A 23,937-nucleotide genomic window follows, 5' to 3' on the forward strand; every position below is an offset into this window, starting at 1 on the left:
TGGAAGGGGCGTCAGGGTGAAGCGGAGAGCGGACCGATCACGCCAGCACGCAGGAACTGCTGCAGCAGTTGCGCACCCGGGGCGGTCAGGGTCTCGGGATCGAGGTGGTGCAGGACGGCCAGTTGCTGCAGCTGTTGTTGGCCGGTGGCCCCGGGCGCCTCGCCGATCAGCGTCAGCAGATGCACCGCCAGGCTGGTCAGGGTGGCAAAGCGCACTGCGCCATCGGCATCGCGCCGTACCAGCAGGCCGGTGGGCTCTGCTGGCGGTTGCGACGCTGCATCGTCGCTACCCAGTTGATGCACCGGCCAGCGATACAGCAGCGGCCAGGCCAGTGGCGAGCGCTGCAACGGTACTTGCAACGGATCGATGTCGCCCGGTTCCGGCAGCGGATCAGCCTGCAGCTGGTACAGCGCGGTCTCCACCCACTCGTAGTGGGCCAGTTCGGCCAACGCCGGGTGCGGCAGCGCCGGCTGCGCCTGCAGCCACTGCACGAACTCGGCCGCCAGCTCGGTGAACAACGGGGTGTGGCAACGGTGGCTGGCGAAATAGTGGCGCACCAGCGCACTCCAGGCCGGTTCGCCCGCCAGGCGCACGCAGACCGGGAAGCCGTTGCTCAACAATCCCAGCAGGTTGTTGAACAGCAGGCGTTGGTACACCGCCACCCGGCGCGGGTCCATGCCGGGCGGCGCCGGTACCTGCGCCGGGTCGCGCAGGTGTGCGGTGAAGGCCCGCTGCTGCGTGCGCAGTCGTTCGGGGGTGTTAGCCATGGGCGACTCCGGCATGCACGGCCTGCAGGCGGTGGATGGTCTGCAGTTCGCCGCGCAGCTCGGCGTAAGGCGGGAAATTGAAGTCGCGTTCGAGCAGGGTAGGGCGTGGGCCGATGCGCGCGTAGGTGCGCGCCAGCAGATCCCACACCGGGTCGATCACCGGGCTGCCGTGGGTGTCGATCTTCAGGTCCGGAGCTTCGTCCAGATGCCCGGCCACGTGCAGGCAGACGATGCGCTGCGCGGGCAGGCCGGCAATGAACGTATCGGCGTCGTAGCCGTGGTTGCAGGCATTGACGTACACGTTGTTGACGTCCAGCAGCAGATCGCAGTCGGCCTCGGCCAGCACCGCATTGGTGAAGGCCAGTTCGTCCATCATCGGTTCCGGCGCCAGGTAGTACGACACGTTTTCCACGGCGATGCGGCGGCCGAGGATGTCCTGCACGCGGGCGATGCGTGCAGCGGTGTGGCGTACCGCTTCATCGGTGAATGGAATCGGCAGCAGGTCGTACAGATGGCCCTCGTCGCTGCAGTAGCTGAGGTGTTCGCTGTACAGCGGCACTCGGTGTTGCTCAAGAAAGGCACCCACCTGTGCCAGCAGCTGGGTATCCAGCGCTGCGCTGCCACCCAGTGACAACGACAGGCCGTGGCAGCTCAACGGATGGCGCGTGACCAGTTCGGCCAGCGCGTCACCGGCGGGGCCGCCTACACCGATCCAGTTCTCCGGCGCGCACTCGAGGAAATCGAAATCGCCGGCGGGTGCGTCGCGCAGGTCCTGCAGCAGGGCGCGGCGCAGGCCCAGGCCCACGGCCGCCGCGGGAAGCGGCGACCGCGGGTGGACGACGCCGGCGCGGAGGTCAGTGCTTGCCACCGCACTTGCCTTCGCCGCACTTGCCTTCGGCCGACTTCTTGTCGCCGCCGGTCTTGGCCTTGGCGTCGGCACCGGCCGCTGCCTTGCCCTTGTCGCCGCCACACTTGCCCTCAGCGCTCTTGCCGTCGGCGCCACACTTGCCTTCTGCATGCTTGGCCGCGTCGGCGGATTTCGCATCGGCCGCCTTCGCGTCGGTGGCCTTGGCCGCCTGGCCGGCAACCAGATAGCCCTGGGCGAGATCGCTCATGCTCAGGGCCGAGGCGGAGGCGGTCATGCCGAGGCCTGCGGCCAGGGCGGTGGCGGTCAGCAGGGACAGCGTCTTGTTGGAGGTGCTCATCGGTCGTGCTCCTGGGTGGTGGGCGGGTGCCCGTGGTGAAGCGATGGTGCAGCGATCCTACTCAACGAATCCTCGCCGGGAGTTCAAATTTTCGTGAGAAGTATTGCGACGCCAAAAAAAAGGCCGCTGTCGCGAGGACAGCGGCCACCCTGGAGTCGAATCCGGTGTTGCAGTGCAGTATCAGATGTCGCCGGCGCTGGAGGTCTCGTCGCGCTTCTGGCGCGGCGGCAGCGGCTGTTCGCCGTGCACCAGGAACCACACGTTTTCGGCGATGTTGGTGGCGTGGTCGCCCACGCGTTCCAGGTTCTTGGCCATGAACAGCAGATGGGTGCACGGGGTGATGTTGCGCGGGTCTTCCATCATGTAGGTCAGCAGCTCGCGGAACAGCGCGGTGTACTGCGCATCCAGGCGGGCATCGTCCTCGCGCAGTTCCAGCGCGGCATCGGCATCGTTGTCGCGGTAGGCGGCGATGGCACGGCGGACCTGCTGCGCAGCCAGACGGCCGAGCGCGCGCAGGCCCTGGATCTGCGGCAGCGGCGGCACCTTGCCCAGCGCGATGGAGCGCTTGGCGACGTTGGCCGCGTAGTCGCCGATGCGTTCGATGTCGGCCGGAATGCGCAGGCCGGCAAGGATCTCGCGCAGGTCGCGTGCCATCGGGCCACGCAGCGCCAGGCGCATCACGTCGTGGCTGATCTGCTGTTCCAGCGCATCGATCGCTTCATCGTTGGCGATGATGCGGTGGGCGGCGTTCTCATCGCGCTTCTCGATGACGTCCATCGACGCCTCCAGCTGGGCGACGGCCATCTCGCCCATGCGCACGATTTCGGCCACCAGGCGCTGCTGCTCTTCGTCGTAGCTTTTGACGATGTGGTCGTTGGGAAGGTTCATGGTCTGCAATCCAGGTAGAGCCAGGCCGCGCCTGGCTGGGACATGTGGCGAAGCGTCAGCGCCGGTCAGCCAAAGCGACCGGTGATGTAATCCTCGGTCTGCTGCTTGGACGGCTGCGAGAAGATCACTTCGGTGCGGTCGTGCTCGATCAGGTCGCCCAGGTACATGAAGGCGGTGTAATCGGACACGCGCGCGGCCTGCTGCATGTTGTGGGTGACGATCACGATGGTGTACTCGTGCTTCAGTTCTTCCACCAGCTGCTCGATGCGGCTGGTGGAGATCGGATCCAGCGCCGAGGTCGGCTCGTCCAGCAGCAGCACCGACGGGCGCAGGGCCACGGCACGGGCGATGCACAGACGCTGCTGCTGACCGCCGGACAGGCCCAGCGCGCTCTGGTTGAGCTTGTCCTTCACTTCGTCCCACAGTGCGCCCTGGCGCAGTGCGTGCTCGACACGGTCGGCCATGTCCGCCTTGGACAGTTTTTCGTGGTGGCGGATGCCGTAGGCCACGTTCTCGAAGATGGTCATCGGGAACGGCACCGGCTTCTGGAACACCATGCCGACCTTGCTGCGCAGGCGGTTCATCGGGTACTTCGGCGACAGGATGTTCTCGCCGTCGAGGATCACTTCACCGCGCGCTTCCAGCTTCGGATACAGCGCGTAGATGCGGTTGAAGATGCGCAACAGGGTCGACTTGCCGCAACCGGAGGGACCGATCAGCGCGGTCACGCGCTTTTCCGGGATCTCCAGGTTGATGCCCTTCAGGGCGTGGAACTTGTCGTAGTAGAAGTCCAGTCCACGCGCGGCGAGCTTGACCGGTGCCGGAGCGTGCAGGTTCTCGTGCGAGGCCGGCACCACGATGCGCTGCATCGGCACGGCGTTGGAAAGGTCGTTCATGGCGGTATCCACGGAAAGGTCAGTCATGGGAGATACGGTTGCGCAGCAGGATGCCGCGCGCAGAGAGGCTGACCAGCAGCACGAACACGGTCAGCACCAGCGCGCCGGCCCAGGCCAGCACCTGCCAGGATTCATACGGGCTGCCGGCGAACTGGTTCATCACCACCGGTACCGAGGCCATCGGCTGGAACACGTTGCTGTTCCAGTACTGGTTGCCGAAGGCGGTGAACAGCAGCGGTGCGGTCTCGCCGGAAATGCGTGCCAGTGCGAGCAGGATGCCGGTGATGATGCCGGCCGACGCACTGCGGTACAGCACCTGCACGATCACCTTCCACTGCGGGATCCCCAGCGACAGGGCGGCTTCGCGCATCTGCGAAGGCACCAGGCGCAGCATCTCGTCGGTGGTACGCACCACCACCGGCAGCACGATGAAGGCCAGCGACAGCGCACCTGCGAAAGCAGAGAAGCTGCCGCCGGTCTGCATCACGTACAGGGTGTAGACGAACAGGCCCAGCACGATGGACGGCGCCGACAGCAGGATGTCGTTGACGAAGCGGACCACGGTGCCGGCCTTGCGGGCGTTGCCGTACTCGGCCAGCCAGGTGCCGGCGAGCACACCCAGCGGGGTGCCGATGCCGATCGCCAGCGCACACATCACCGCACTGCCGAAGAAGGCGTTGGCCAGACCGCCTTCCTGCATCGGCGGCGGCGTCATCTTGGTGAACAGATCCAGGTTGATGCCGGCCAGGCCCTTGGAGGCCAGGGTGAACAGGATCCAGCCGAGGAAGAACAGGCCGAACAGCGCAGTGACGCAGGACATCGCGATGGCGATGACATTGCCGATGCGGCGGCGCAGGTACAGGGAGTCAGCGGTGCTGGACATCAGTTGCCCTCCTTGCGGGACAGGCGCATCAGCATCAGGCGGGCGATGGCGAGCACCACGAAGGTGACGATGAAGAGGACGAAGCCGAGCAGCAGCAATGCCGAGCGGTAGGTTTCGGTGGCTTCGCCGAAGTCGTTGGCGATCAGTGCGGCGATGGTGGTGCCCGGTTCCAGCAGCGACGGCGACAGGCGCACGCTGTTGCCGATCACGAAAGCCACGGCCATCGTCTCGCCGAGTGCGCGGCCGAGGCCGAGGAACACGCCACCGATCACCGCCGAACGGGTGTACGGCAGGACGATGTCCCAGCTCACTTCCCACTTGGTGGAACCCAGCGCGTAGGCCGATTCCTTCAGGCGGGTCGGCACGGTCAGGAACACTTCGCGCATCACCGAGGAGATGAACGGGATGACCATGATCGCCAGCACGAAGCCGGCGGTGAGCATGCCGATGCCCAGCGGCGGGCCCTGGAACACCGGTCCGATGATCGGCCATTCGCCCAGGGTTTCGTTGAGGAACGGGGTGACGTACTCGGTCATCACCGGCACCAGCACGAACAGGCCCCACATGCCGTAGATGATCGAAGGAATGCCCGCCAGCAGTTCGATGGCGGTACCGACCGGACCCCGCAGCCAGCGCGGTGCCACTTCGGTGAGGAAGAAGGCGATGCCGAAGCTGACCGGCACGGCGATGACCATCGCGATCAGCGCGGTGACCAGCGTGCCGTAGATCGGGGCGAGGGCGCCGAACTTGTTTTCGACCGGATTCCAGTCGGAGGAGAAGAAGAAGCTCAGGCCCTGCATCTGCAGGGCGTGGCGACCACCCCACAGCATCGACAGTGCGGCGCAGGCCAGTGCGATCAGGACGAAGATGACGGTGCCGACCAGCACCCATCGGAACAGTTTGTCGTTGCGGGCATCACGCGTGTCACGCGTGGACGGGGCGGCTACAGGCTGGGCGATGGCATTCATGGGGACGGCAGGGCCAGGAAGGGGCGGGGCAGCACGATGTTCAGGAGACGGTGCCCGCACGTGGCGGGCACCGTCGGTTCCATCACTTCAGTTCGGTCGCCCAGTAGGCTTCGATCTGCTTGACCAGCTCGGCCGGCAGCGGCACGTAGTGCAGTTCGTTGGCCTGGGTCTGGCCGCTTTCGAAGGCCCACTTGAAGAAGGCCAGCGCATCCTGGTTGCGCTTGGCATCCTTCGGCTTCTTCTGCATCAGCATGAAGTTGGTGGCAGTGATCGGCCACGCCTGCTCGCCCGGTGCGTTGGTGATGACCAGGTTGAAGTCCTTGGCGCTGGCCCAGTCGGCGCTGGCAGCAGCGGCGGCGAAGGTTTCAGCGTTCGGCTGCACCCAGGTGCCGGCAGCGTTCTGCAGCGAGGCGTACGGCATCGCGTTCTGCAGGGCGTAGGCCAGTTCGACGTAGCCGATCGAACCCTTGATCTGCTTCACGTACGAGGCGACGCCTTCATTGCCCTTGCCACCCACGCCGTCCGGCCACTGCACCGAGGTGCCTTCGCCGACCTTGCTCTTCCACTCCGGGCTGACCTTGGACAGGTAGTTGGAGAAGTTGAAGGTGGTGCCCGAACCGTCCGAACGGTGGACGATGGTGATCTTGCCGTCCGGCAGGGTCACGCCCGGGTTGGCCGCGACGATGGCCGGGTCGTTCCAGGTCTTGACCTTGCCCAGGAAGATGTCGGCGAGCAGGGCGCCACTGAGGCGCAGCTTGCCGGCTTCCAGGCCGTCGATGTTGACCACCGGCACCACGCCGCCGATGGCCGACGGGAACTGGGCCAGGCCGGCCTGGGCCAGCTCATCGCTGCTCAGCGGCTTGTCGGAGGAACCGAAATCAACGGTACCGGCCTTGATCTGGGCGATGCCACCACCGGAACCGATCGACTGGTAGTTGATCTTGGCGCCGGTGGCGGTGTTGTAGTCGGCCGACCACTTGGACACCAGCGGGAAGATGAAGGAGGCGCCAGCACCGGAGACCTCAGCGGTCACCTTGTCGCCGGCGGCGGCCGGAGCAGCGGCGCCGTCAGCGGCCGGCTGCTGTGCGGCCTGCTTGTCGCCACCGCAGGCAGAGAGGCCCAGGGCGATGGCCAGGGAAAGGGCGGCAAGGCTGGCCGAGTGCAGTTTCATGGTCACTCCATAGCGGGGTAGAGCCGACGGTGTCGGCGGATGCGGCTATGAAATGATGTTTTTGTTACAGCCGTATGACGTCCATGACAGAGGTGTCCTGGATCACGTTCTGGCAAGGGTTTCGGGGGATTCACGGTTGGCCGCCGGGCCGGCTGACGGCGCCAACTGCGCGTCTGCGCGGTTCCCGGGCCGTTGCTCTTGCTCCTGCTCCTGCCTTCCATGACCCCACCGTGCCCCCGATGGACTGTCGGAAGGCGGTGGGCCGGGCTGCGCAGGACCGTCCACGGCATGGATGCCGTGGCCGAGCCCCCACGGACGGGTTCACGGCGTGTCCTGTGCAGCCCGGCCCATCGCCGCAACAACACATCAACGCAGGCGCAGCGCCTTTCACGACCAACCGCACAAAAAAGAAGAGCGCCAGACCCCGAAGGATCCAGCGCCCGGTGGGGCCGGCGGGGGAGAGAGGACCCGCCGACCCCGTTCCTGCGGGGGAACGCCTTGCAACGAAACTCAGTACTTCAGGTTCTGCGTCCAGTAGGTCTCGATCTGGCGCACCAGTGCGTCCGGCAGCGGCACGTAGTCCAGCTGCTTGGCCTGCGCATCGCCATTCCTGTAGACCCAGCGGAAGAACTCCTGGGTGGCCTTGGCGCCCGCCACGTTCTTCGGCTGCTTGCGCACCAGGATGAAGTTGGTGGCGGTGATCGGCCATGCGTCAGCGCCCGGGGCGTTGGTCATCACCAGGTAGAAGTCACGGGCGTTGGCCCAGTCGGCGCTGGCCGCGGCGGCCGAGAACGAGGCGTCCGACGGCTGCACGATCTTGCCAGCCGCGTTCTTCATCGCCGCGTAGGACATCTTGTTCTGCAGCGCGTAGGACAGTTCGACGTAGCCGATGCCGCCCTTGATCTGCTTCACGTAGGCAGCAACGCCTTCGTTGCCCTTGCCGCCGATGCCGGCCGGCCACTGCACCGAGGTGCCTTCACCGACCTTGCTCTTCCACTCCGGGCTGACCTTGGACAGGTAGTTGACGAAGTTGAAGGTGGTGCCCGAGCCGTCCGAACGATGGACAATGGTGATCTTGCCGCTGGGCAGGGTCAGGCCGCTGTTGAGGGCGGCGATGGCCGGGTCGTTCCAGGTGGTGATCTTGCCCAGGAAGATGTTGGCCAGGGTCGGGCCGTCCAGCTTCAGCGCGCCCGGGGCGACGCCCGCGACGTTGATCACCGGCACCACGCCGCCGATCACCGACGGGAACTGGGCCAGGCCGGCGGCCGCCAGCTCTTCCGGCTTCAGCGGCGCATCGGACGAACCGAAGTCCACGGTCGCGGCCTTGATCTGGGCGATACCACCGCCGGAACCGATCGACTGGTAGTTGACCTTCTTGCCGGTGGCGGTGCTGTAGTCGGCCGACCACTTGGACATCACCGGGTAGATGAACGAAGCGCCCGCGCCGGTGACATCGGCGGCGTTGGCGGCGAACACGGACGACGCGGCCAGAATGGCGACGGCGGCGCGCGACTTGAAGGCGTGGATCACGGGAGAGACTCCTGGGGTGGTCGAGGGGCGGCTGCCCGACGTTTCGGTGCACATTCCATAACGGTTCCATGACACGCCCGCGTCTGTCATATGACGCGGACGTGACAGCCGTCATGGCGCTGCCGACGCCTCCCTTTCAGAGCCCGCGCAACGCCTCCGGAACGGCATAGCGACCGTCGCTGGGCAGCAGTGTCCAGCGCTGCGCAGGTGCCGTCGTGTCGGTTGCATGGCAGTCGTCACCCACGGCAACGCTGATCGTATCGGTGCGCTTTTCGCGCACCACGATCGGTGCCAGACCAGGGGAGTTGCTGCTGCCCATTTCCAGCGTGCGCTCGAAGCGGCTGAACTCGCCGGCGCAGCGCGTATCCCATTCGCCGCGACTGCCGCTGACGGCCAGCGGGGCAAGCACCCGGCGCAGCTGTCGGCCATTGCGCACGAACAACTGCAGTTCGGTCTGTGCGAACGGGTTGGGGCCTGAGCTGCCGCTGTAGTCCATGCGCACGCCAAACGCGCGGGTGGCCGGATCCAGTTGCCAGCGTGCGGTGTCCAGGCGGAGCCCGGTGAAGCGCAGCGCATCACTGCTGACCGCATCGGCCACGCGGGTCCAGGCCAGTGGCCGGCTACTGGCGGTGTCGATCAGCAGCAGGTCCAGGTCGCCACCGCGCACGTCTTCCGAGGCGGGCTCGGTCCATTGCGCGACGGCCAGCAGGGTCGTGCCGGGTTGTGCGGGCCACGCACGGCAGGCGCTGCTGTCGGCATCGGTGAAGCGTGCCGTCACTGGCAACGCGCCAGCCGGCAGCTGTCGATACGCGGCCTCGCGCACGGCCTCTGCATCGTCACAGGCGAGCGCGGTGACGGGCAGCGCGGTGAGCAGGGCAGCGCACAGCAGGCGGCGCAGGCGGAGGGAAGGGGGCATCCCGAAGGTCCATGTCGACAGGGCAGGGCATCATCGCGCGCCTACCGCCTGCCCACAACGACGAAGGCACGGCCGGAGCCGTGCCTTCGTTCGAACGCGTGCTTCCGGTCTTACCAGAAGAACTGCGCGCGGGCTTCCAGGATGTTCGGATCGTCGTTGACGAAGCCACGGGCGGTCGAGCTGTACTTCTTGCTGTCGACCATCACGTAGTTGAGCATCAGCTTGAAGTTCGAGCGCCAGTACCAGTTGGCGCCGACGGTCCAGATGTCCATCTTGCCGCCGAGCACGCCATCGACGATCGGCGGACGGCCGGCCACCGGGTTGGCGGCGAGGTTGCCGTCGTTCAGGTCCATGTGGTCGTAACGCACGCCCAGCTGCCACTGGCCGCCGGCCGGGTTGTTCGGCAGGCCGGTGCCCGGGGTGCCGCCCTTGTAGCTCCAGCTTTCGCCGGTGACGTTCCACACGCCGCTGACGTAGTAGCCGTCACTGGTGTAGTTGTCGTTGGCCATGCGCTTGGCCTTGCTGGTGTAGTACTCGGCCTGGGCCTTGAACGGACCCTGGAAGTACATCGCTTCGGCGCCGATGGTGCTGACGCGGTCGGTGTCGACCAGGTTGCCGCTGTCGACCAGGCGCGCGGTGGCCAGGTCAGCGTTCGGGCGGGCACGCACGCGCAGGGTGTCTGCGTCGGTGTCGTAGTTCACGTAGCTCAGGCCGAAGTGCAGGACCTGGCCCTTCTCGTTGATCGGGGCCCAGGTACCACGTGCGCCGTAGCCGCTGCCGTGGGCCAGGTTGCGGGTCAGTTCGCGGCCGAAGGCGCTGGCGGTGACCGACCAGTTGTCCTGGCCGTAGCTGTAGGCACCGCCGAGGCGACGGGCGACGGCGTAGGTGTTGGTGACCGCAGCCTTGGAGATGAAGTCGTTGTTCTTGGTGCTGGACAGCTCTTCCAGGCTGTTGGGCTGCTTGAACTGGCCGACCTGGATGAAGTGGTTGGCGTTGCCCAGCAGCTTGTACTTCACGTTGGTGTCGAGGAACTTGTCGGCCTTGGCGTCATAGCCGACCACCCACTCCACGTTGCCCGGGCCCTTGCCCTTCAGCACCAGCTCGGCGCGACGCAGTTCGAACTCGCTGTTCTTGCCGTTGCCGGCGTCACCGCCGTTGAGGTCCACGACGTCATTGTCGTACCAGTTGCCGTCGGCCTGGACCAGGCCTTCGAAGGTGATTTCCGAACCGCCGATCACATCGATGGCGACTTCGGCGTGGGCGGCCGGCACATACAGCGCAGCAGCCACGGCGACCGTCAGGAGTTGGTGATGCAGTTTCATGGAGAGGAGCCTTGCAGGCAGGTGGGAAGATGCGCGCAGGCTAAAACGTGAAGATTGCGTAAATGTGACAGTTCGCGCACGGCCGCGATCCGCCGCAGGCCCCGTCGCGGCTGGGCCTGCCATTGGAACCGGTTACGTATGACGCCCGGATTGCGCCCCGGTTGCAGTAGATCCACGCCATGCGTGGCTGGTGTTTCCGTGCATCCACGTCATGCGCCGATGCCGCCATCACTCGGCGAGGGTCTTGTCCTTGAACCGGCAAAGATCGGCAATCACGCACCCAGGGCAATCCGGTTTGCGTGCTTTGCACACGTACCGTCCGTGCAGGATCAGCCAGTGGTGCGCATCCAGCAGGAACTCGGCGGGAATCGCTTTGACCAATCGGTCTTCGACCTCGCGCACGTTCTTTCCTGGCGCAAGTCCAGTGCGGTTGGCGACACGGAAGATATGCGTGTCCACCGCCATCACCGGTTCGCCGAAGGCGGTGTTGAGCACCACGTTGGCGGTCTTGCGACCGACACCGGGCAGGGCCTCCAGTGCATCGCGATCGCGTGGCACTTCGCCGCCGTGCTTCTCCAGCAGCAGCGCGCAGGTGGCGATCACGTTCTTCGCCTTTGCGTTGAACAGGCCGATGGTGGCGATGTACTTCTTCAGTCCCTCTTCGCCCAGGGCTAGGATCTTCGCCGGCGTGTTGGCAACCGGGAACAGGCGACGGGTGGCCTTGTTGACGCCGACGTCGGTGGCCTGCGCCGACAGTGCGACCGCCACCAGCAGTTCGAACGGCGAACTGTATTCAAGCTCGGTCTTCGGATGCGGGTTGAGTTCGCGCAGGCGGGTGAACATTTCCACCACGTCGGCGCGCGGCATCGTACCGCCGCGGCGCGCAGGTGCGCGCGCGGTCTTCTTCGCTGTCGCCATTACTGCTCCTTGCCGGCGGCGCGGGCCTTGGCCCGGGCGAGGATGGCGGCCGCTGCGGCGGGCAGGGCGGGTTTGGCGTCCGGCGCCGGCGCGGGCGTGCGACGCGCATCACGCTCGGCCTCGCGTCGGGCCAGGCGCACCGCGCGTGCGCGGAAACGTTCGCGCGCGGCCCATGCACGCTGCAGTTGCAGCTGCATCTGGCAGAGGCGGTCCGGCAGGTCTGGATGGTCGGGCAGCAGCCGGTCATCGCCAGCGCGCACGACGTAGTCCATCAGTCCAGCCTGCAGCGCGCCATCAGGATCGTCTGCCTGGACCCGGGCGAACAGCAGCACGGGATTGGGTCGGGATGCCATGGCGTCAGCGGTTCTGGAAGGCGGGAGGACGGCGCTGCAGGAAGGCGCTGGTGCCCTCGCGCATGTCCTCGGTGGCGAACAGCAGGCCGAACTGCGCACTTTCGTATTCCAGGCCGGCGTCCAGGCTGCATTCGCCACCCACGTGCACCGCATCGAGCAGGCCACGCAGCGCCAGCGGCGCCGACTGTGCCAGCTGCCGGGCCAGGGCCTGCACGCGGGCGTCGAGCTCGGCGGCAGGCACCACTTCGTTGACGATGCCCAGGGCCAGCGCGCGTGCGGCATCGAGCGGGGTGCCCAGCAGGCACAGCTCCAGCGTGGCCGCGCGGCCACACAGGCGCAGCAGGCGCTGGCTGCCACCGAAGCCGGGAATCAGGCCGAGATTGATCTCCGGCTGGCCGACCTTGGCGGAATCGGCCGCAATGCGCAGGTGGCAGGCCATGGCCAGCTCCAGCCCGCCGCCCAGCGCAAAACCGTTCACGCGGGCGATCACCGGCTTGGGCATGCGTTCGATGCGGCGCATCAGGGCCTGGCCGAGCAGGGAGAAGTCACGTCCCTGAACCGCGCTCAATGTGTTCATTTCCGCGATGTCGGCCCCCGCCACGAAGGCCTTGGGGCCGGCGCCGGTCAGCACCACCACCCGTACCGCCGGATCGGCGGCGGCGTCGCTGAACGCCTCGGCCAGAGCCTGCAGGGTCGCGGCATTGAGGGCGTTGAGCTTGTCCGGTCGCTGCACGGTAATGGTGCGGATGGCGCCGTCGTCGCTGATGGCGACCGGGTGGGGAGCGGGGGCCTCGGCCACGGGAAACTCCTGGAACGTTAAAAAAAAGTGAGATTGAACTCTGTAAACGCAGACAGGTCATAGCCTGCGTGGTGAGTAGCGGTTACACGTTGTGGCCGTTATCCTAACCCGTCGCCTCAGGGCGGCGCAGAACGTCCCTGAGTTACCACCCCTGGAGAACTGTTTGATGAAGTTGCGTTCTATCGCGGTCGCCGTCGCGGCCCTGGCCCTGACGGGCAATGCCTTCGCCCAGGACATCGCGTCCGAGAAGGGCAAGCTGAGCTACTACTTCGGTTACGACTACGGCAACAACCTGGCGGAGCTGACCGGTCGCGGTGAGCAGCTGGACATCAACTCGGTGGTGAAGGGTCTGCAGGACGCCTACGCCAAGAAGCAGCCGGCGATCACCGCCGAGCAGCTGAAGCCGGCCGTTGAAGCGTTCCAGAAGCGCGAGCAGGGCCGTGCCCAGGCCGCCAAGGCCGAGTACGAAAAGGCTGCTGCCGACAACAAGACCAAGAGCGATCAGTTCATGGCGCAGAACAAGGCAAAGGCGGGCGTGCAGACCCTGCCGAGCGGCGTTCAGTACCGTGTGATCGAAGCCGGCAAGGGTGCCAAGCCGACCCAGGCCAGCACCGTGCAGCTGGAAGTGGCCGGTCCGTTCCCGTACGGCCAGCGCCCGACCGAGGCTCGTCCGGCCCAGCAGATTCCGTCGATCAAGGTCAGCGAAGTCGAAATGAAGGCCATGCGCGAGACCCTGCTGCAGATGCCGGCTGGCTCGAAGTGGGAAGTGTCCCTGCCGCCGGATCAGGCCTATGGCGCCGACCCGCGCACCCCGTTCCCGCCGAACGTGGCTGTGCAGTTCGAGATCAAGCTGATCAGCGTCAAGTAAGAAGAAACAGCGTCAACATCAACGCGCCGGTGATTCCACCGGCGCGTTTTTGTTTCTGCGGTACGCAGCAGCCGTGCGGGCCCATCCCAAATCCGGCCCATTCGCGCTACTGTTGACCGGTGCAAATAATGGAAGAAACGGCGCGTGCTGTCGCAAGCCCCTGCATCAACGTGTGCAAGCTGGATCGCAACCGGCTGTGCGCCGGCTGCGGGCGGCATATCGACGAAATCGCACGGTGGTCGTCGATGAGCGACAGCGAGCGCACCCACATCCTGCAACGCGTGCTGCCACTGCGCCAACAGCTGCAGCAGTCGCTGCGAGGCTCGTTGGCCGATCACGAGCGCCTGCTGCGCGCGCTGCATCCGCTGGCCGAACCGCCGGCAGGTGACGGCTGGAACCGCAGTGAACTGGATGATCTGCTGCCCCCGGGCCCACCGGTCGAGGCGGCCGTGCTGGCCGGCATCGTCCCGCGCGCCAACGGTGCGCAGGTGATCCTGACCCGGCGTACCGAAACCCTTCGGCAACATGGTGGCCAGGTCGGTTTTCCCGGTGGCCGTACCGAGCCGGATGATCGTGATGCGCTGGCCGCAGCACTGCGCGAAAGCCAGGAAGAAATCGCATTGGCGCCGACGCAGGTGCAGGCACTGGGTTATCTCGATCCGTTCGTGACCATCACCGGCTACCGAGTCACCCCGGTGGTAGCGGTGATCGATCCGGATTTCGTGGCGGTACCGCAGCCCAGCGAAGTGGCCGAGGTGTTCGAAGTGCCGCTGGACTATCTGATGGCCGCCGACAACCTGCGCCAGGTTGAAATCAACCATCGCGGCCGCGTCCGCCATGTCCTCGAGTACGGCTGGCCCGGCCAGCGCATCTGGGGCGCCACTGCGGCCATCCTGTACAACCTGCGTCGCCGCCTGGAGCAAGTGCAATGAAGCCGACCGATCCGCCGTGGACCACCCTCGTCGATGTTGCGACCCTGGCTGCGGTGCTGGGCGATGGGGTACGCGTGGTCGATGCCCGCGCGACCGCAAGCACTGCCGTACGCGTGGTCGATGCACGTGCATCGCTCGCCGATCCGCAGGCGGGCAATGGCCTCTATGCGCAGGGACACATTCCCGGTGCGGTGCATGCCGATCTCAACCGCGACCTGTCCGACCTGACGCGGGTCGGACATGGGCGCCACCCGTTGCCGGACAGCGATGCGTTCGCCACACGGCTGGGGCAATGGGGCATCGGCCCCGACACGCAGGTGGTGGTGTATGACGGCAGCGATGGCAGCATGGCCGCTGCGCGACTGTGGTGGCTGCTGCGCCTGATCGGGCACACGAAGGTGGCTGTCCTTGATGGCGGCATCGCTGCCTGGCAGACCGCCGGCCAGCCGCTCGCGACCGGCAGCAGCGAGGTCGCGGCGTTGCCCGCATATCCGGGGCGTTTCGATACCAGCCAGATTGCCAGCGCTGAAGAGGTCGAGTCGCGCCTGAAGCATGCTCCGGGCTGGCTGGTCGACGCCCGCGCAGGCGAGCGTTTCCGTGGCGAGGTGGAGCCGCTGGACCCGGTCGCCGGCCATGTGCCGGGGGCAGTCAATCGACCGTTCGCATTGAACGTGCTGGACGGCAGCCTGCGTGACGCACAGGAACTGCGCGCCGAACTGCAGGGCGTGATCGGCAACCACGACCCGCAGCGCGTGGTCCTGATGTGTGGCTCGGGTGTGACCGCCTGCCATCTGCTGCTGGCGATGGAAAGTGCGGGCCTGTCCGGCGCGCGCATCTATGCCGATTCCTGGAGTGGCTGGGTCAGCGACAGCAGCCGCCCGGTGGCTACCGGCGCCTGAGCGAAGCGGGCAGATCGATTTGACGTTCATCCACGCATGGCGTGGATCCATGTGTCGACCAAGGTCGACACCTACCAACAGCAGCGCGGTCGACACCCATCAAAAGCGAGCCGTGCCGTCCCGACAGATCGCGGGAACCTGTCGAAGGCGGGGTGGGTCCGGTTGCGAGGGTGTCCGCGGCATGGATGCCGCGGCCAAGCCCCCAGGGACGGGTTTACGGCGTCCCTCGCAACCGGACCCATCCCGCCATCCCACGGAATGCACGCTTCTGACGTTGACGTTGACGTTGACGTTGATTCGGCGGGTGCAGGGCGCAGCCCTGCCGGCCCTCACCCCAGCGGCTGCAGCGGCACCTTGGCCAGGATCCGCTGCCACGGGAACAACGGGCCCGGATCGCGCTTGCGCGCCACGGTCACGGCCGGGTCGTCACTGGCAGGTACCTGCTCCAGGTCCAACTGGTCGTGGCCGGCGATCTGCCGCAGCGACGGGTACTGCAGCACCAGCGCCTGCAGCAACCGCTCCAACGCCAGCAGCTGCGCTTCGGTGTAGGGCTCGTCCATCGCCTGGTGGCGGCTGTCGAGCCAGTGCGGGTAGCGCCCCGAATTGACCAGTTCGATGCCCACCGAGTCGGCATTCATGCCGCGCACGTGGTGGGCGATGCGCTCCGGCGCCACGTACTGCACCACGCTGCCGTCGCGGTCGATGTAGAAATGCCCGCTGTTGCCGGCACCGCTGTCGTACAGCACGCGCTCGCCGTACTCGCGGGCGGTGGCCAGGTCGGGCAGTTCGGTGCAGTGGATCACCACCATCGCCAGGCTGGATGGATCGCGCACGGGCAGGCGGTCGTGGTAGGGCAGCGGCTGCAGCTGCAGGCCGGGCAGGAGCGGGTTGGGCATGCAGCGATGCTAGCATTGCCGAATGAAACTGCCTTCCCTTCTGCTGTCGGTCCGCTCCGTGGGAGCGCACGCATGAGTCGCGGTCACTGCATCCTGTCGCACGGCTTCGAGAGCGGCCCGGAGGCGACCAAGGTCACCGCCCTGGCCGAGGTCGCCGAGCGCCTGGGCTGGACCCATGAACGCCCCGATTACACCGACCTCGACGCGATGAGCGAGGTCAGCCGCGTTGGTGACGTGCGCACCCGCCTGCAGCGCCTGATCGAGCGCACTGCCGCTGCCGCCGCGCAGGGCCCGGTGGTGCTGGCCGGCTCCAGCCTGGGCGCCTACATCTCGGCCATCGCCTCGCTGCAGGTGCCGGTGGCCGGCCTGTTCCTGATGGTGCCGCCGACCACCATGGGCCCGATGCCGGCGCTGGACGCCGCACCGGTGCCGACCACGGTGGTGCAGGCCTATGACGAGGTGGTGCCGGCTGCCGGGGTCATCGCCTGGGCGCAGGCGCGCTCGGCGCAGCTGCTGCTGGTGGACGACGGCCATCGCCTGGAACACCACGTGGAGGCCTCCGCGCAGGCCTTCGAGCGCCTGCTGCGGCAGCTGTGAAGCCCGGGCGCACGGCGCGCCCGCCCGCATTGACTACAATGGCAGCCCCGCCGCCCCCGGCGCGGGCCTGCCGGCCGTGCCTACGGCCCTCCCTTCCGAATGGCCCGGCTCCCTGCCGCGCCTGACCACCTGCGAACCGATCCCGTGAAATTTTTTGTCTCCTGCGCCAAGGGCCTGGAATACCTGCTTGCCGATGAGCTGTCGGCCCTCGGCCTGGAAAAGGCCACTGCCACCATCGCCGGCGTCAATGCCGATGGCGAACTGGATCAGGCGCTGCGGATCGTCATGTGGTCGCGGCTGGCCAGCCGCGTGCTGTGGCCGATCGACGAATTCGAATGCCCGGACGAGCAGGCGCTGTATGACGGCGTGCGCGCGTTGCCGTGGCACGAACACATCAAGCCGGAGATGACCCTGGCGGTGGACGCGCATGTGTCCGGCGACAAGATCACCCATGCCCGTTTCGCCGCGCAGCGGATCAAGGACGCCATCGTCGACCGCATGCGTGACGAAGGGCTCGAGCGCCCCTCGGTCAACACCGATCTGCCGGATGTGCGCGTCAACCTGTCGCTGCGCAAGGGCCGCGCCTCGCTGTCGATCGACCTCGGTGGTGGCCCGCTGCACCGCCGTGGCTGGCGCGGTGCTGCCCATGACGCGCCGTTGAAGGAAAACCTGGCTGCCGCGCTGCTGATGCGTGCACAGTGGCCGCGCCTGCATGCTGCCGGTGGCGGCCTGCTGGACCCGATGTGCGGCAGCGGCACCTTGCTGATCGAAGGCGCGCTGATGGCTGCCGACGTCGCTCCCGGCCTGATGCGCCATGGCAGCCTGCCGCCGAGCCGCTGGCTGGGCTTCGACAAGGCGGCCTGGAAAACCATCCAGAGCGAAGCGCGTGATCGCGAAGCGGCCGGCCTGGCTGCGCTGAAGCCGGTCATCCACGGCAGCGACATCGATCCGGTGGCGATCCAAGCGGCGCGCGAGAACGCGGAAGTGGCCGGCGTCGCCCATGCCATCCGCTTCACCCGCGCCGATGTGGTCGACCTGCCCACCCCGGAGCAGGAGATCGGCGCGGTGGTCTGCAACCCGCCGTATGACGAGCGCCTGGCGGCCGATCCGGCGCTGTATCGCAAGCTGGGCAATGCCCTGCAGAAGGCGGTGCCGCAGTGGCGCGCCAGCCTGCTGTGCGGCAATGACGAACTGGCCTTCGCTACCGGCCTGCGTGCGGGCAAGAAGTACCAGATGTTCAATGGTGCACTGGAATGTGCACTGATCGTCTGCGATCCGATCGCGGTGCCGGGTCGCGATCCGGCACAGGTGCGCGAGCTGAGCGAAGGCGCGCAGATGGTGGCCAACCGCCTGCGCAAGAACCTGAAAAAGTTCAAGAGCTGGCGCGCGCGCGAAGGCATCACCTGTTTCCGCGCCTACGACGCCGATCTGCCGGAATACGCAGCGGCCATCGACGTGTACGAAGAGGATGGCGGCCAGCGCCGCACGTTCCTGCATGTGCAGGAGTACGCCGCACCGGCCGCGATTCCCGAGAACGACGTGCGCCGCCGCCGCAATGAACTGCTGGCCGCTGCGCGCGAGGTGTTCGGCGTACCGCCGGAACAGGTGTCGATGAAGTCGCGCGAACGTGGCAAGGGCGGCAGCAAGTACGGCCGTTTCGAGCAGCGTGATGAGTTCCTCGTGGTACGCGAGAACAACGCGCTGCTGCAGGTGAACCTGTTCGATTACCTTGATACCGGCCTGTTCCTCGACCATCGCCCGCTGCGTCGCCTGATGGCCGAGCAGGCGCGCGGCAAGCGTTTCCTCAACCTGTTCTGCTACACCGGCGTGGCCAGTGTGCAGGCGGCGGTGGCCGGTGCGGCCAGCACCACCAGCGTCGACCTGTCGGCCACCTATCTGCAGTGGTGCTACGACAACCTGGCCTTGAACGGGCAGGGCGGCAATCAGCACCTGCTGGTGCAGGCCGATGCGATGGCATGGCTGGAAGGCGATCGCGGCCAGTACGACGTGATCTTCTGCGACCCGCCAACGTTCTCCAACTCGGCCCGCGCCGAGGACTTCGACGTGCAGCGCGAACAGGTGAAGATGCTGCGTGCGGCCGTCGCAAGACTGGCACCGGGGGGCGTGCTGTACTTCTCCAACAACTTCCGCCGCTTCAAGCTGGAAGAGAACGCCATCGCCGAATTCGCCCAATGCCGCGAGATCAGCGCCAGCACCATCGGCCCGGATTTCGAGCGCAACGCACGCATCCATCGTGCGTGGGAGCTGAAGCGCCTGGCGTGAACCGATGTCCGGGGTCGGATCCCTTGCACTTCGCGCAAGGGCTCCGACCCAGGTGGCTTCGGCTACACCAACGCCACCACCAGCCCGATCACCGGCAGCGCGACCGCCAGCGGTGCGATCCATTTCGGCCGGTACGGATACAGCGCGAACGCCAGCACGATGCCACCCAGCGTAAGCGCGCCGAGCCACAGCACCGGGCCCATTGCCCAGCCGTGGTCGAGCACACACAGCGCGAACGCCACGGTCAGCAGCAGCCAGCCCAGCACCCGCCATTGCGTGCGCCGTACCGGTGACGCCGCTGCCTTGCCGTGCAGTTCCTGCTGGTGCTTTTCCATCGCCAGCGACAGCGCGGTGAACGCTGTGAACGACAACCCCAGTACCAGCAGCATCATGCGCTGGCCTCCGCTTCCACTGCATCGGCCGGTGCCTTCGTCGCTGCAGCGGCCGCCGCGCGCTTCTTCTTCTCGGCGGCAGTCAGCGGTGGCGTCCAGCGCTGCATGCGCCAGCCGCACAGGGCCAGCATCGCGCCGAAGGCGATCATCGACAGGTCGAAACCGGCCAATGCCCAGTCACCGTTGAACAGGGTCACGCCCAGGTGCGCGTGGGTGGTCAGCGCGTTCACCAGCGGAATGAGCGCGAACGCGGCCGCGCCGATGTACAGCTGCCACGCCCACATCATCCGCTTGGGCCAGAGGAAGGCTGCCAGCAACGAGGCGCCCCACGCGTAGAAGAACACGTTCGCCTCGGCGTTGGAGCGCTCGGCCAGGCCGAGCGGCAGCAGCCGGTTGCCCCAGAAATAGGCGGCAAAGGCGATCGGCAGGCCGGCCACGGCGCCGATGTTCAGTGCATCGACCAGGCGCAGGCCGAAGCCGGTGCGGCCGCTCTTGGCATGCTTCGGGCGCTCCTTCACTGCCCACAGCACCACGCCACTGGCCACCATCAGGCAGCCGGTCAGGCCGGACAGGAAGAACAGGGCGCGCAGGCCCCAATCGGCGAAGCGGGCCAGGTGCAGGCCATACAGCACGCCACGGGTGGCGGTGGCGCCACCGGAAGGCGGGGTTTCCTGCAGCAGCGCGCCAGTGACCATGTCATAGCGCAGCGCGGGGGTATCGATGGACAAGCGTTTGCCGTCGCGCTGGCGGATGTCGATCACCGCGTTGGCGGCGCCGGGGTTGGCGACGCTGAAACCGGCCACCTCGGTGCCGTGCCAGTGCGTGCGGGCGCTGTCCAGCAGCTGCCGCAGCGGCAGCGGTGCGGCCTTGCCTTCGGCGGGCGCGGTGACTTCGGGCAGGCCACCGAAGGCCTCCGCGTAGAAGGCATCCTGGTCGGTGCCGTAGGCCGCGTTCACTCCCCACGGCAGGTACATGATCATCAACGTGACGATGCCGGTGTAGGTGATCATCGCGTGGTAGGGCAGGGCCATCACCGCGCTGACGTTGTGGAAGTCCAGCCAGGAGCGCAGGCCCTTGTCCTTCCGGAAGGTGAAGAAGTCCTTGAAGATCTTCTTGTGGGTGATCACGCCGGTGATGATCGCCACCAGCATGAACATCGCGCAGAAGCCCACCAGGTAGCGCGCCCACAGCACGGGAATGTAGTGCAGGTCGAAATGCAGGCGGTAGAAGAAGTCGCCGCCACGGGTCTCGCGGGCCTTCAGCTCGGTGCCGGTGTTGGGGTCCAGGGTGGCATCACCGAAGGCGCCGCGTCGGCCCTTGGCGGGGTCGGCCAGCTCGGCTGGCAACCGCCAGAACATCTGCATGGCCGGATTGCGCGGCTGCGGCAGGGTGACGAACCAGCTCTCGGCCTGTGGTGCATTGGCCAGCAGGTAGTCGGCCGCGCGCTGCGCCGCTTCGTCGGTGCTGACCGTGCTGCGCGGCAGTTCCGGGCGCATCCAGCGGCTGATTTCCTCGCGGTAGTAGCTGGCGGTGCCGGCCATGAAGATCAGCAGCAGCAGCCAGCCGACCAGCAGGCCGGTCCAGGTGTGCAGCCAGGCCATCGATTGGCGGAATCCATTCTTCATGCCCACGCTCCCAGCAGGCGCGAAATGCCGGCCATCAGCAGGGTGGGGGCGAGAATGCCGACCCAGGCGCGCAGCGCACTGCGGGTGGCGAACGCCCACAGCGCCGCACAGGCGGCGACCAGGATCGCCAGCAGCATGCCGGTCAGCACAGCCTGGCCGCGCGCGCCCGGCAGGGCCAGCGCACAGAACACGGTGGTCATCGAGGCAAGCGCGTAGCCGCCGAAGATGGCGGCAAGGGATCGGGACAGCACGCCCCATCGCGGGTTGGCGAAGAAGGTGCTGAGGCGGGGGCTGGCGGTTGCGGGCGAGCGGTCCACGGCGGTCCTGCAGGTTGAATGAAAGAGGACCGGCGCACCGAAGCGCGCCGGGGTTGGCCATCCGTGGCCGTGGCCGGTCGCAGAACCGGCGCCATCCATCAGATCGTCAGAGCTTCCAGCGCAGCGTCATCATCACGTTGCGCGGTTCGCCCCAGTACACGCCGTCGTAGAAACCGACGCGGTTGTAGTACTTCTTGTCCAGCAGGTTGTTCACGTTCACCTGGGCGCTGAAGTTCTCGTTGAAGCGATAGCCGGCCGACAGGTTGAGCAGGTAGATGTCACCCTGTTCGATCGCCACGCGGTCGCGCTTGCCGCTGACCAGGAAGTCATCGCGCGGCTTGTTGCTCAGGCTCCAGATGCCGCTCTGCCAGGTCGCGCCGCCACCAATCCAGAAGCGGCCTTCGGCACCACCCGGGCGCCAACTGGCGTTGAGGCGGAACAGATCGACCGGAACGGTGGTGTTCTGGCGAACGCCCAGTGCATTGCGGCTGACGGTGTGGGTGAACCCCGTCGACAGGTTCCAGTGCTCGCCCAGGCTGCCCTGCGCTTCGATTTCCCAGCCCTTCACCTTGTTGCCCTTGCCGGTGGAGCGGTAGGCACTGATGCCACCGGGCAACGAGTTTTCCGGCACCGAATCATCCAGCTCGGCGACGTTGTCCTTCTCGCCCTTGAACACCGCGACCGAGGTGTTGAGCAGGCCATCGAAGAACTCGGCCTTGAGCCCGGCTTCCCACATGTCACCGACGACCGGTTCGAGGTAGTTGTTGGCCTTGTCGCGGTAGTTCTGCGGTTGGAAGATGTCGGTGTAGCTGACGTAGCCGCTGAAGTAACGGTTGAAGTCGTAGATGAAGCCCGCGTACGGCGTGAGTGAGTCGTCAGGCTTGTAGCCACCGCGGGTGGTACCGGTCAGGCGGCCGGCGGCGTCGTGGGTGTAGTTCCAGCTGCGCGTTTCCCAGCTGCCGTAGCGGGCGCCGAGCACGGCGGTCAGCGGCTCGGCCAGCTGCAGGCGTGCGGCCAGGTAGGCGGCACGCTGGCGCAGTTCGTCTTCCGAGGCGAGATAGCCCAGGCGGGTGACCTGCAGCGGCGCGACGTCGCCGTTCCAGCTGCGCCAGTCCGGCACGCGGGCGTAGCTGTCCGGATAGTCGGCGGTTTCACTCGCAGGCACTTCGCCCTTGCGCACCGACTGGCCGAAGCCGAATACCAGTTCGTGTTCGCGGCCGAACAACTGGAACGGACCGCCGACGTTGAAGTCGAACACCTGCATGTCGCCGTTTTCACCGAAGCTGCCGACGAAGGCAGAGATGCCGCTGCCATCGGCACGCGGGTAACCGGACGCGCCATACCAGACCGCGCCGTCGGTCTCGCGCTTGGAGCGGGTGTAGGCGAATTTCGCGGCCCAGCCATGGCCCAGTTGCTGTTCAAGGCGGGCGAAGGCGCTCTTTTCGATGATCGGCCAGCTGCTCCAGCGCGCCGACAGGTTGGTCGAGCGCGGCAGGTTGGCCGGCTTGCCATCGGCGCCCCAGTACGGCACCACGCCCCAGGTCACGCCGGTGGTGCGCGGCGACTGGTACTCATAGCCGGCTTCCAGCAGGGTGGTGTCGGTGATGTCGGCCTGGACGATGCCGTAGAAGACGTCCTTGTCCAGCTTGTACACATCGCGGAACGAATCGCTCTGCTGCTTGGCAGCGACCACGCGGGCGCGGATGCGGCCATCCAGGGCGATGGGACCGCCGAGGTCGGCTTCCAGGCGCTGGTTGCCCCAGCGGCCGAGCGTCAGGTTGGCGCTCATCTGGAACGTATCGGTGGGGCGCTTGCGGACGAAGTTGATGGTGCCCGACGGATCACCGGCACCGGTGGTCAGGCCGGTGGCACCACGCACCACTTCGATGCGGTCGTAGATCACGCTGTCGGTGTTGGTCTTGATGTAGCCACCGAAGGTGTTGAGCATGCCATCGACCTGGAAATTGGTGATGTTGTACCCGCGCGAAACGTAGTTGATGCGTTCGCTGTCGGTGACCGACACCGCTACGCCGGTGACCTGGCCCATCACATCGGACAGGGAGAACAGGCCCATGTCGTCCAGCCGCTGCCGGGTCACCACGGTCATCGACTGCGGGGTGTGGCGCAGTGACAGGCCGAGCTTGGTTGCGGTGCTGGCCCGCTTGACGGTGTAGCTGTCGGCAATGTCGCCATCGGCAGTGACCTGGACGGTGTCCAGGGTGCGCGCAGAGGGGTCGGCAGAACCTTCCTCAGCGTGTGCCAACGGTGCGATCAACAGTGCGGTCACGGCCAGGGCCAGCAGGGTTGGACGGGGAGTAGTCAGGAGCGATGCCATCGGTGCGATTCCATGCAGGACAAAAAACAGGCGATGGCAAACGCACCCATGGCAGCCATGCGCTCCGCGCACGTTACCCAGCGTGATTCCCATCGACGGTGCGCCACCTGCGGCAGGCAGGCGACCCAGTGGTCGGGGGATGTACACGGGCGAAGGGGCGGGTGGGCGCGTGCTTCC

Annotated in this window: 24 protein-coding genes; 5 read left to right on the forward strand and 19 right to left on the reverse strand. The window is 66.8% G+C overall.

The genetic code is table 11. The features are described 5' to 3' along the window. Nucleotides 1-11: 11 nt before the first annotated feature. From QP457_RS07490 to QP457_RS07555, 14 genes are all read right to left on the reverse strand, one after another. Nucleotides 12-767 (reverse strand): putative DNA-binding domain-containing protein, encoded by a 756-nt coding sequence (locus QP457_RS07490; protein WP_205403990.1) that lies wholly within the window; start codon nucleotides 765-767, stop codon nucleotides 12-14. Beyond that, the gene (locus tag QP457_RS07495) at nucleotides 760-1,635 is read right to left on the reverse strand and encodes a DUF692 domain-containing protein (protein ID WP_205403989.1); all 876 of its coding nucleotides are present in this window, start codon (nucleotides 1,633-1,635) and stop codon (nucleotides 760-762) included. Before QP457_RS07495 ends, QP457_RS07490 begins: the two co-directional genes overlap by 8 nt. Beyond that, the gene (locus QP457_RS07500; RefSeq protein ID WP_205403988.1) at nucleotides 1,622-1,972 is read right to left on the reverse strand and encodes a hypothetical protein; all 351 of its coding nucleotides are present in this window, start codon (nucleotides 1,970-1,972) and stop codon (nucleotides 1,622-1,624) included. The genes QP457_RS07495 and QP457_RS07500 overlap by 14 nt, the downstream gene beginning before the upstream one ends. A gap of 180 nt (nucleotides 1,973-2,152) precedes the next feature. Then, nucleotides 2,153-2,860 carry a phosphate signaling complex protein PhoU gene (gene phoU, locus QP457_RS07505; protein ID WP_049465163.1) on the reverse strand — a complete coding sequence of 236 codons (708 nt, stop codon included), beginning with the start codon at nucleotides 2,858-2,860 and terminating at the stop codon, nucleotides 2,153-2,155. A 65-nt stretch (nucleotides 2,861-2,925) separates the two neighbouring features. Next, on the reverse strand, nucleotides 2,926-3,756 hold the full coding sequence (gene pstB, locus QP457_RS07510; RefSeq protein WP_025875381.1) for a phosphate ABC transporter ATP-binding protein PstB: 831 nt from the start codon (nucleotides 3,754-3,756) through the stop codon (nucleotides 2,926-2,928). A gap of 19 nt (nucleotides 3,757-3,775) precedes the next feature. Beyond that, on the reverse strand, nucleotides 3,776-4,639 hold the full coding sequence (pstA, locus tag QP457_RS07515; RefSeq protein WP_180164219.1) for a phosphate ABC transporter permease PstA: 864 nt from the start codon (nucleotides 4,637-4,639) through the stop codon (nucleotides 3,776-3,778). Next, nucleotides 4,639-5,607 carry a phosphate ABC transporter permease subunit PstC gene (pstC, locus tag QP457_RS07520; RefSeq protein WP_025875378.1) on the reverse strand — a complete coding sequence of 323 codons (969 nt, stop codon included), beginning with the start codon at nucleotides 5,605-5,607 and terminating at the stop codon, nucleotides 4,639-4,641. The genes pstA and pstC overlap by 1 nt, the downstream gene beginning before the upstream one ends. Nucleotides 5,608-5,689: 82 nt before the next feature. Next, on the reverse strand, nucleotides 5,690-6,778 hold the full coding sequence (gene pstS, locus QP457_RS07525; RefSeq protein WP_180164220.1) for a phosphate ABC transporter substrate-binding protein PstS: 1,089 nt from the start codon (nucleotides 6,776-6,778) through the stop codon (nucleotides 5,690-5,692). A 510-nt stretch (nucleotides 6,779-7,288) separates the two neighbouring features. Then, nucleotides 7,289-8,308, reverse strand: a complete 1,020-nt coding sequence (gene pstS / locus QP457_RS07530; protein WP_180164222.1) for a phosphate ABC transporter substrate-binding protein PstS — start codon at nucleotides 8,306-8,308, stop codon at nucleotides 7,289-7,291. Nucleotides 8,309-8,444: 136 nt separating this feature from the next. Further along, entirely contained in the window at nucleotides 8,445-9,224 is a 780-nt protein-coding gene (locus tag QP457_RS07535; protein ID WP_205403987.1) for a hypothetical protein, read from the reverse strand. A 110-nt stretch (nucleotides 9,225-9,334) separates the two neighbouring features. Beyond that, the gene (locus tag QP457_RS07540) at nucleotides 9,335-10,546 is read right to left on the reverse strand and encodes an OprO/OprP family phosphate-selective porin (protein WP_205403986.1); all 1,212 of its coding nucleotides are present in this window, start codon (nucleotides 10,544-10,546) and stop codon (nucleotides 9,335-9,337) included. 228 nt (nucleotides 10,547-10,774) lie between these two features. Next, nucleotides 10,775-11,464 carry an endonuclease III gene (gene nth, locus QP457_RS07545; RefSeq protein ID WP_099819987.1) on the reverse strand — a complete coding sequence of 230 codons (690 nt, stop codon included), beginning with the start codon at nucleotides 11,462-11,464 and terminating at the stop codon, nucleotides 10,775-10,777. Continuing rightward, a complete protein-coding gene (locus QP457_RS07550) occupies nucleotides 11,464-11,817 on the reverse strand; it encodes a hypothetical protein (RefSeq protein ID WP_099819988.1) in 354 nt (117 codons plus the stop codon). The genes nth and QP457_RS07550 overlap by 1 nt, the downstream gene beginning before the upstream one ends. 4 nt (nucleotides 11,818-11,821) lie before the next feature. Then, nucleotides 11,822-12,616: an enoyl-CoA hydratase-related protein gene (locus QP457_RS07555; protein WP_205403985.1), complete on the reverse strand. Its 795-nt coding sequence runs from the start codon at nucleotides 12,614-12,616 to the stop codon at nucleotides 11,822-11,824. Between the two features lie 166 nt (nucleotides 12,617-12,782). Between QP457_RS07555 and QP457_RS07560 the strand changes: the two genes are divergently transcribed. The 3 genes from QP457_RS07560 (at nucleotide 12,783) to QP457_RS07570 (ending at nucleotide 15,315) form a co-directional block, all read left to right on the forward strand. Then, nucleotides 12,783-13,484: an FKBP-type peptidyl-prolyl cis-trans isomerase N-terminal domain-containing protein gene (locus tag QP457_RS07560; protein WP_089239934.1), complete on the forward strand. Its 702-nt coding sequence runs from the start codon at nucleotides 12,783-12,785 to the stop codon at nucleotides 13,482-13,484. A 128-nt stretch (nucleotides 13,485-13,612) separates the two neighbouring features. Beyond that, nucleotides 13,613-14,416 carry a CoA pyrophosphatase gene (locus QP457_RS07565; protein WP_100464395.1) on the forward strand — a complete coding sequence of 268 codons (804 nt, stop codon included), beginning with the start codon at nucleotides 13,613-13,615 and terminating at the stop codon, nucleotides 14,414-14,416. Next, nucleotides 14,413-15,315: a sulfurtransferase gene (locus QP457_RS07570; protein WP_205403984.1), complete on the forward strand. Its 903-nt coding sequence runs from the start codon at nucleotides 14,413-14,415 to the stop codon at nucleotides 15,313-15,315. The genes QP457_RS07565 and QP457_RS07570 overlap by 4 nt, the downstream gene beginning before the upstream one ends. A gap of 329 nt (nucleotides 15,316-15,644) precedes the next feature. On the opposite strand, the gene QP457_RS07575 is transcribed toward QP457_RS07570, so the two are convergent. Next, nucleotides 15,645-16,211, reverse strand: coding sequence for an N-acetylmuramoyl-L-alanine amidase (locus tag QP457_RS07575; RefSeq protein WP_089239939.1), 567 nt, complete (start codon nucleotides 16,209-16,211; stop codon nucleotides 15,645-15,647). 72 nt (nucleotides 16,212-16,283) lie between these two features. Here QP457_RS07575 and QP457_RS07580 point away from each other — a divergent pair, with 72 nt between their 5' ends. Both QP457_RS07580 and rlmKL read left to right on the forward strand, forming a co-directional pair. Then, nucleotides 16,284-16,808 (forward strand): hypothetical protein, encoded by a 525-nt coding sequence (locus tag QP457_RS07580; protein ID WP_205403983.1) that lies wholly within the window; start codon nucleotides 16,284-16,286, stop codon nucleotides 16,806-16,808. A 144-nt stretch (nucleotides 16,809-16,952) separates the two neighbouring features. Further along, nucleotides 16,953-19,091, forward strand: a complete 2,139-nt coding sequence (gene rlmKL / locus QP457_RS07585; protein ID WP_205403982.1) for a bifunctional 23S rRNA (guanine(2069)-N(7))-methyltransferase RlmK/23S rRNA (guanine(2445)-N(2))-methyltransferase RlmL — start codon at nucleotides 16,953-16,955, stop codon at nucleotides 19,089-19,091. A gap of 62 nt (nucleotides 19,092-19,153) precedes the next feature. On the opposite strand, the gene QP457_RS07590 is transcribed toward rlmKL, so the two are convergent. From QP457_RS07590 to QP457_RS07605, 4 genes are all read right to left on the reverse strand, one after another. After that, nucleotides 19,154-19,483 carry a DUF3325 domain-containing protein gene (locus QP457_RS07590; protein ID WP_205403981.1) on the reverse strand — a complete coding sequence of 110 codons (330 nt, stop codon included), beginning with the start codon at nucleotides 19,481-19,483 and terminating at the stop codon, nucleotides 19,154-19,156. Further along, nucleotides 19,480-21,108 carry a PepSY-associated TM helix domain-containing protein gene (locus QP457_RS07595; RefSeq protein ID WP_205403980.1) on the reverse strand — a complete coding sequence of 543 codons (1,629 nt, stop codon included), beginning with the start codon at nucleotides 21,106-21,108 and terminating at the stop codon, nucleotides 19,480-19,482. The genes QP457_RS07590 and QP457_RS07595 overlap by 4 nt, the downstream gene beginning before the upstream one ends. Beyond that, complete coding sequence (locus tag QP457_RS07600; RefSeq protein ID WP_025875358.1) at nucleotides 21,105-21,425, reverse strand: DUF3649 domain-containing protein; 321 nt, start codon at nucleotides 21,423-21,425, stop codon at nucleotides 21,105-21,107. The genes QP457_RS07595 and QP457_RS07600 overlap by 4 nt, the downstream gene beginning before the upstream one ends. Nucleotides 21,426-21,531: 106 nt before the next feature. Continuing rightward, nucleotides 21,532-23,760: a TonB-dependent siderophore receptor gene (locus tag QP457_RS07605; RefSeq protein WP_205403979.1), complete on the reverse strand. Its 2,229-nt coding sequence runs from the start codon at nucleotides 23,758-23,760 to the stop codon at nucleotides 21,532-21,534. Between the last annotated feature and the right edge of the window lie 177 nt (nucleotides 23,761-23,937).

It is taken from the genome of Stenotrophomonas sp. As-7 (assembly GCF_030291015.1).
GTDB lineage: Bacteria > Pseudomonadota > Gammaproteobacteria > Xanthomonadales > Xanthomonadaceae > Stenotrophomonas > Stenotrophomonas lactitubi.

Bases quoted from the DNA above. Each gene is read 5' to 3' on its own strand.
- QP457_RS07490 (WP_205403990.1), bottom strand. From the start codon at position 767: ATGGCTAACACCCCCGAACGACTGCGCACGCAGCAGCGGGCCTTCACC.
- QP457_RS07500 (WP_205403988.1), bottom strand. From the start codon at position 1,972: ATGAGCACCTCCAACAAGACGCTGTCCCTGCTGACCGCCACCGCCCTG.
- phoU (WP_049465163.1), bottom strand. From the start codon at position 2,860: ATGAACCTTCCCAACGACCACATCGTCAAAAGCTACGACGAAGAGCAG.
- pstB (WP_025875381.1), bottom strand. From the start codon at position 3,756: ATGAACGACCTTTCCAACGCCGTGCCGATGCAGCGCATCGTGGTGCCG.
- pstA (WP_180164219.1), bottom strand. From the start codon at position 4,639: ATGTCCAGCACCGCTGACTCCCTGTACCTGCGCCGCCGCATCGGCAAT.
- pstC (WP_025875378.1), bottom strand. From the start codon at position 5,607: ATGAATGCCATCGCCCAGCCTGTAGCCGCCCCGTCCACGCGTGACACG.
- pstS (WP_180164220.1), bottom strand. From the start codon at position 6,778: ATGAAACTGCACTCGGCCAGCCTTGCCGCCCTTTCCCTGGCCATCGCC.
- QP457_RS07535 (WP_205403987.1), bottom strand. From the start codon at position 9,224: ATGCCCCCTTCCCTCCGCCTGCGCCGCCTGCTGTGCGCTGCCCTGCTC.
- QP457_RS07540 (WP_205403986.1), bottom strand. From the start codon at position 10,546: ATGAAACTGCATCACCAACTCCTGACGGTCGCCGTGGCTGCTGCGCTG.
- nth (WP_099819987.1), bottom strand. From the start codon at position 11,464: ATGGCGACAGCGAAGAAGACCGCGCGCGCACCTGCGCGCCGCGGCGGT.
- QP457_RS07550 (WP_099819988.1), bottom strand. From the start codon at position 11,817: ATGGCATCCCGACCCAATCCCGTGCTGCTGTTCGCCCGGGTCCAGGCA.
- QP457_RS07560 (WP_089239934.1), top strand. From the start codon at position 12,783: ATGAAGTTGCGTTCTATCGCGGTCGCCGTCGCGGCCCTGGCCCTGACG.
- QP457_RS07565 (WP_100464395.1), top strand. From the start codon at position 13,613: ATGGAAGAAACGGCGCGTGCTGTCGCAAGCCCCTGCATCAACGTGTGC.
- QP457_RS07570 (WP_205403984.1), top strand. From the start codon at position 14,413: ATGAAGCCGACCGATCCGCCGTGGACCACCCTCGTCGATGTTGCGACC.
- QP457_RS07575 (WP_089239939.1), bottom strand. From the start codon at position 16,211: ATGCCCAACCCGCTCCTGCCCGGCCTGCAGCTGCAGCCGCTGCCCTAC.
- QP457_RS07580 (WP_205403983.1), top strand. From the start codon at position 16,284: ATGAGTCGCGGTCACTGCATCCTGTCGCACGGCTTCGAGAGCGGCCCG.
- QP457_RS07590 (WP_205403981.1), bottom strand. From the start codon at position 19,483: ATGATGCTGCTGGTACTGGGGTTGTCGTTCACAGCGTTCACCGCGCTG.
- QP457_RS07595 (WP_205403980.1), bottom strand. From the start codon at position 21,108: ATGAAGAATGGATTCCGCCAATCGATGGCCTGGCTGCACACCTGGACC.
- QP457_RS07605 (WP_205403979.1), bottom strand. From the start codon at position 23,760: ATGGCATCGCTCCTGACTACTCCCCGTCCAACCCTGCTGGCCCTGGCC.